Below are 5,723 nucleotides of genomic sequence, written 5' to 3'. Positions count from 1 at the left end.
GAGCTCGGCCAGCCGGTCCAGGTTGCGTCGCGACCAGTCGTCGAGGTCCGGTGGCGGGCCGTGCTCGGCGAACTGCTGCCAGCGGCTCAGCGCGTGCCCCTTCTTTAATTACACCTCGCTCCCGCCCCCCCCGCGCCGCGCGCTGGCGGCGCGCGCCCACGCCCGCGCCACGCACCCGGCCTTGTTCGCCTTCTTGCCGTAGTAGATCGCGCCGTCGACCCCGGTTCGCTCGAACACCTCCCGGAACGCCGCGATAGTGCGCCCCACCCGCGCCGGGAACATCACGTGAAACGGGCCGCCGACCGCGAACGCGATGTCCCCCAACAAGTCCGGATCGGCCAGCAATCGCCGCTCCCAGTCGTCCCGATGGGCGGGCAGCGCGGGCGCGGCGCACGGTGGCGCGCCCGCGTTCAATCCCATATGGGGACCTCCGTGCCGCGGCCGTCGGCGATGGCGCGTTCCGCGAGGGCGTGGGCGACGGCGATGTCGGTGAGGACCAGGCCGCTGTTGTAGACGAAGATGCGCTGGTCGTCGCTGGTGCGGCCGACGCCGCGGCGGCTGAGGATCTGCGGCAGCTCGATATCGACGGGTCGCAGGCGGCCGTCCGGGCCAGCCATGTCGGTGCCGGTCAGCGACATCTGCTCGGCGTTGGTGGCGACCACCCGGTCGGCGTCGGTCAGCGCCGACGGCGCGAGTCCGTAGCCGACCAGCACCGCCACCGAACCCGGTGCCAGATCCCCGGATTCGAGGGCGACCTTGGTGCCGGGACCGGCCGTCGCGAGCACGACATCGGCCTCGCGCGCGGCCGCGTAGGGATCCGACACGGTCTCCAGTTCGGCGTGCGGGTGATGGGCGGCCAACTGCTCGTGCACCGCCTTCAGCCCGTCCGGATGCGTGCCGTACAGCATCAGGTGATTCAGCTGCGGGTTCGCGGCGAGCAGGTGCGGCAGCGCGTTCCGGCCCTGCGTGCCGGTGCCGATCAGCAGCACGCTGCGCGCATCGGAGCGGATGGTCTCGCGGACCAGCAGCGCCGACACCGCCGGGGTGCGCAGCGCGCCGACCCGGGCGCAGTCCATCATCGCGATCGGCATGCCGGTGGCGTCGTCGTACAGCGTGATCGTGGTGTAGTAGCGCTTGGTGCTGCGGTCGTGGCTGGGATCGAATTTGTAGGACGTCTTCATCGCCACCACCCGGCGCCGGCCGTCGCGGCCGAGCATGGCGTAGGCGACCGACCAGCCGTCGGGATGGGCGACGCTGAGCTTGCGCGGATTGTCCGAATCTCCCGACGCCAGTGCGATATACGCCTCCTCGACGGCGCGCACCACGTCCACCGGGGTGATCGGGACGTCGGCGAGGTCGCTGCGGCTGAGTACCCGCAGCGGGATGCGCCGGGTGGTCACTGGCTTCCTCGGTTCATCGGTCTGGAACCTCCTGTGTCGCAGTATCTTTCGAGTCGAAGGGGGTGACCGTGCGCTGGCCGTAACCACTTTCGGCGGCCTCGGCCGCGGGCCTGCGGCGCGGCAGGCGGATGTTGACCCGTTTGAGCCAGCGGTCCGTCCCGTCGTAGCGCGGTGTGAACGGCACCCGTCCGTGTACTACCACGTCGTTGTCCACCAGTAACAGATCACCCGGCGCGAGGACGGCCGTGCGGCATACCCGCTCCAGCTCGGCCCCGAGATGGGCGTAGGCGCTGCGGAATTCGGCGTCGGCGTCGTCGAGCGGGGTGTAGGCCGGGTCGTAACGCAGCGTCGGGCGGCCGTCGTGGTCACCGACGGTCGGCAGCGGCGTCGCCGGGTACCGGTGAAAATCGGTGCCGTAGGAGACATCCGGCAGGATCGGAAGCGTCGGCTCGCTCAGCCGCCGCCTTTGCCGCTCGTCCAGGCGCACCTGCCGCACCGACGACACCGTGGTGCCGACGCGGTCCGGGTTGCGCAGGCAGCCGAGCATGAGCAGGTGGGCGCGGCGGGGGTGGAAGGCGTCCTCGGTGTGCGGGGTGAGCAGCGTGGTGCTGGAGGCGCCGGACTGCTCGTGCTCGTGCCCGGGAGAAGGGACGATGTTGTTCACCATCCGGCCGTTCTGCTGGCCCGCCCACCCGAACGGCGCACCGGCGGCGCGGGCCAGCAGGAGCATCGTGATGTCCCATTGGAACGAGGCGTGGCGATGGGCCGGATCGCCGCTCCACGCGGCGGCCTGCCGCCAGTCGCGCGGGGTGGGGCCCAATTCTTCGTCGCTCAGCGGTAACCGGCTCACGATCGCGGCGCCGGCCGCGGACACGGGCGGTCGCAGCACGGTGCGCACGGCCTCGGGTAAACGTGCGGCATGCGTGTCGATCAAGTCGATCAGCGCCGGATCGGTGAGAGTGGCGGCGCGCGCGGCGGAACCCGGCATGCTCTCGATTGTGACCGCGATGTCGCGGGCCGTGTCGCGAACGGCCTGTGCGGCCGCGGCGGGCAGCGCGCGTCGTTCGATCTCGTCCGATTCGGTGGGGTGGTGCGTCATACGTTCGCAGAGAACGTTTTCCACCAGGAATTCCCTTCTTCGCAACGGTGGTGAAGCAGGTGGTGAAGACTCGGTCTGCGAAATTAGTCTCTCCCGAGAGCTTAAGCAAGGCTTACCTAAAGTGTGTCGCGGGAAAGGTGAACGGAGAGCGCGGAGATCAGCTAGCAGGGTAACCATGCAGCTAATCGGTCCGACGCGCCGGTGTCCGAGGGCGACGTGGACGTCCGGATGCCCTGTATCGCAGAATCATAAGGTTAGCCTTGGCTGGCATAGCTGACTCGGATGAGGGACGAGGCACCTGCGATGACGACCATGACCAGACGACGGTTGCTCGGCGCCGGATTCGGAGTGGGTGCCGCACTGGCACTGGGCGCCTGCGGGCGCGCCTCCGGCGACACCGGCACCCTACGTGTCGGCGCACTGGGCAAAGCCTCAGCGCTGCAACAGGATCCGCACGCGAACCTGAGCAATGAGAGCGACTTCCTGATCGCGTCGCTGATCTACGAGCCGCTCACGGTGCCCGGCGTCGACCCGACCGTGCAGCCGCGCCTGGCCGCCGCCTGGTCCGCGGATGCCGCGCAGCGGCGCTGGGTGTTCACTCTCGCCGAGGGCGCGACCTTCCACGACGGCAGTCCGGTCACCGCCGAGGATGTGGTGTGGTCGCTGCGTCGCCTGCGTGAGGTAGGCGGCGAGTCGAAGATGCCGGTGGCGCGGCCCGACGACATCGCCGCCGACGGGCCGGGCCGCGTGGTGGTGACGGCGGCGGCGCCGAACACTCAGATTCCGGTGCTGGTGCGGCTGATGACGTTCACGGTCAAGCAGGGGACGACGGACTTCTCGAATGCCGTGGGGAGCGGGCCTTTTCGGCTCGAGTCCTATCGGCAGGGCAACGCCCGGCTGGTGCGCAACGACTCCTGGCACGGGCCGCGGCCGCGGCTGGAGGCCATCGAGGTCACCATGTTCGACAACGTGGACGCGCTGTCGAACGCGGTGGTCGGCGGGCAGGTCGACCTGGCGTCCAACGTTGGCGCGATCGCCGGGCGCACCGCCGCCGGGCGCGGTGACCTGCAAGTTGTCCGGCGGCCCAACGACACCGCGGTCGCTATCGCCATGCGCACCGCCGACGGACCCTTCGCCGACCCGCGGGTGCGCACCGCGCTGCGGTTGGCCGCGGACCGCGATGCGCTGGTGGCGCAGGCCTTTTCGGGGTACGGCAGCGTCGCCAACGACGTCCTCGGCACCGGGGATCCGGAGTACGCCAAGGATATTCCGCAGCGTCGCCGCGACCCGGACCGGGCGCGGGCGCTGCTGGCGGAGGCGCGTTTCGGTACCGGCGCGACCTACCAGCTGGTCACCAAGGAGGAGGCGCCCGGCGAGGTGGAGTCGGCGCGGGTATTCGCCACCCAGCTGCGCGATATCGGCGTGAATGTCGAAGTGGTAGTGCAGGACTCGGGCACCTTCTACGACCGCACCTGGTTGCACGCGCCGCTGTACACGGTCAACTGGGGCACCAACGACTCGGTGCTGTTCTACGCCGCCAAGCTGCTGTCCTCGGGCAGCAATCGCAACGAAACCGCCTTCGCCGACAACGAATTCGACGCCGCTACCGCCGCGGCGCTGGGTGCCGCCGATCCGGCCGCGTATGCCAGGGCGTGCCGGGCGGTGCAGCAGATCGAGCACGATCGGGGCGGATACCTGGTGTGGGGCATGGCCGACGGCATCGATATCGCGTCGAGCCGGGTGCGCGACCTGCCGACGCTGGGCGGGTTCGGGCGCGTGCAGCTGGAACGGGTATGGCTCACGTGAGTGTGGTCGCCGAACCGGCGGTGCTCGGCGTCACGGACCGTGGGCGCGGCGGTGTCGCGGTCGCGGTGGCCGGGTTCGTGCTGCGCCGGGTCGGGCTGTTGCTGGTGTTGTTGACGCTGGTGTTCTGCGCGGTCTCGGTGTTGCCCGGCGACGCCGCCCGCGCGGCGCTGGATCGCGGGGCGAGCCCGGAGACGGTCGCCGCCAAGCGGCACGAACTCGGGCTGGACCGGCCGCTGCCGCAACGATTCTGGTCGTGGCTGAGCGGGTTGGTCACGGGTGACTTCGGCGCCACGGCGCACGGTCGGCCGATCGCCGATCTGCTCGCCGCGTCCGCGCCGCAGACGCTGCTGCTGGGCGGAATCGCCTTCGCGGTCACCGTCTTCGCGTCGATGTCGTGCGGAATGTGGTGGGCGACAAAGCCGGACGGGTGGGCCGCGCGGATACTGCAACCGGCGACCGCGATGGTGGTCGCGCTGCCGGAGTTCGTGGTCGCCGCCGGACTGATCGCGGTCTTCTCGTTCGCGGCCGGTTGGCTGCCCGCCGTGACCGTCGCCGGTCGCTCCGGATTCCCCGCGAGCGCCGACATGCTGGTGCTCCCCGCCCTGGCCCTGGCACTGCCACAGACCGGCTGGAACACCCGGGTGGTCCGCGGCGCACTCGCCGACGCCGCCCGCGCGCCACACGTGGAACACGCGGAGCTGGAAGGCCTTTCGCCGACCCGCCTGATGACCCGACACATCTTCCCGGTAGCACTACCCGCCATCGCGGCCTCCTACGCCACGACGGTGGGCATGCTGCTCGGCGGCGCTTTGGTCGTCGAGAGCCTCTTCAACTACCCAGGCCTCGGAGCCCTCCTCGCCGGCTCCGTCGCCGACCGCGACACCGGCCTGGCCGCCGCCACCGCCGCAGCAGCAGGCGTAATCATCATGTGCGTCCTACTGACAGCAGACGGCCTGCGCGCCTGGGCAATGCGAGGTCGGCGATGAACCCGGTTCCGGCCACCTCGAGCCCAGCACTACCGCGGCCGTGGCGCGAGGGCACAGCCGTTGGCAGAGGCGTCGCCTCGAGCGAAGGCGATGGCGTAGTGGCGGGCGGAGCGTCACCGCGATCGTGCCGCGAGGAAGTCGTGGCTTTTGGCGGTGGCGTTGCGTCGAGTGTGGGCGATGGGGTTGTGGTGGGTGGATTGTCACTGCGGTCGCGTTGCGAGGAAGTCGGGGCCGTTGACGGTGGTGGGGTGGTGGCGTGTGGGGTTTCGGTGCGGGGGGGGGGAGTAGCACTGGGGGGCAGTGGGGTAGGGGGGGGGTTGGTGCGTTGGCGTGCGAGGGGGGGGTGGGGGTCGGTGTATCAGTGCGGTCGTGTCGTTATGCGCGGCTGTTGTTGGAGGTGTCGCGGTGGGTGTGGGCGGTGGGGTTGTGGTG

Annotated in this window: 5 protein-coding genes; 2 read left to right on the top strand and 3 right to left on the bottom strand. The window is 70.4% G+C overall.

All coding sequences use genetic code 11. The features are described 5' to 3' along the window. Positions 1–108: 108 nt before the first annotated feature. The 3 genes from QH470_RS00090 to QH470_RS00080 are packed head-to-tail and all read right to left on the bottom strand — an operon-like array spanning position 109 to position 2,499. Positions 109–420: a hypothetical protein gene (locus QH470_RS00090; protein ID WP_280270155.1), complete on the bottom strand. Its 312-nt coding sequence runs from the start codon at positions 418–420 to the stop codon at positions 109–111. Continuing rightward, positions 411–1,400, bottom strand: a complete 990-nt coding sequence (locus QH470_RS00085) for an ornithine cyclodeaminase family protein (RefSeq protein ID WP_280270154.1) — start codon at positions 1,398–1,400, stop codon at positions 411–413. The genes QH470_RS00090 and QH470_RS00085 overlap by 10 nt, the downstream gene beginning before the upstream one ends. 13 nt (positions 1,401–1,413) lie before the next feature. After that, positions 1,414–2,499, bottom strand: a complete 1,086-nt coding sequence (locus tag QH470_RS00080) for a TauD/TfdA family dioxygenase (RefSeq protein WP_280270153.1) — start codon at positions 2,497–2,499, stop codon at positions 1,414–1,416. A 312-nt stretch (positions 2,500–2,811) separates the two neighbouring features. On the opposite strand from QH470_RS00080, the gene QH470_RS00075 reads away from it, so the two are divergent. Both QH470_RS00075 and QH470_RS00070 read left to right on the top strand, forming a co-directional pair. Beyond that, on the top strand, positions 2,812–4,305 hold the full coding sequence (locus QH470_RS00075; RefSeq protein WP_280270152.1) for an ABC transporter substrate-binding protein: 1,494 nt from the start codon (positions 2,812–2,814) through the stop codon (positions 4,303–4,305). Further along, complete coding sequence (locus QH470_RS00070; protein ID WP_280270151.1) at positions 4,293–5,291, top strand: ABC transporter permease; 999 nt, start codon at positions 4,293–4,295, stop codon at positions 5,289–5,291. The genes QH470_RS00075 and QH470_RS00070 overlap by 13 nt, the downstream gene beginning before the upstream one ends. The last annotated feature ends 432 nt before the right edge of the window (positions 5,292–5,723 follow it).

This window comes from Nocardia wallacei (assembly GCF_029868745.1).
Classification (GTDB): domain Bacteria; phylum Actinomycetota; class Actinomycetes; order Mycobacteriales; family Mycobacteriaceae; genus Nocardia; species Nocardia wallacei_B.
Note: the sequence above shows the minus strand (reverse complement) of the source record. Positions and strands in the feature narration are given on the sequence as shown.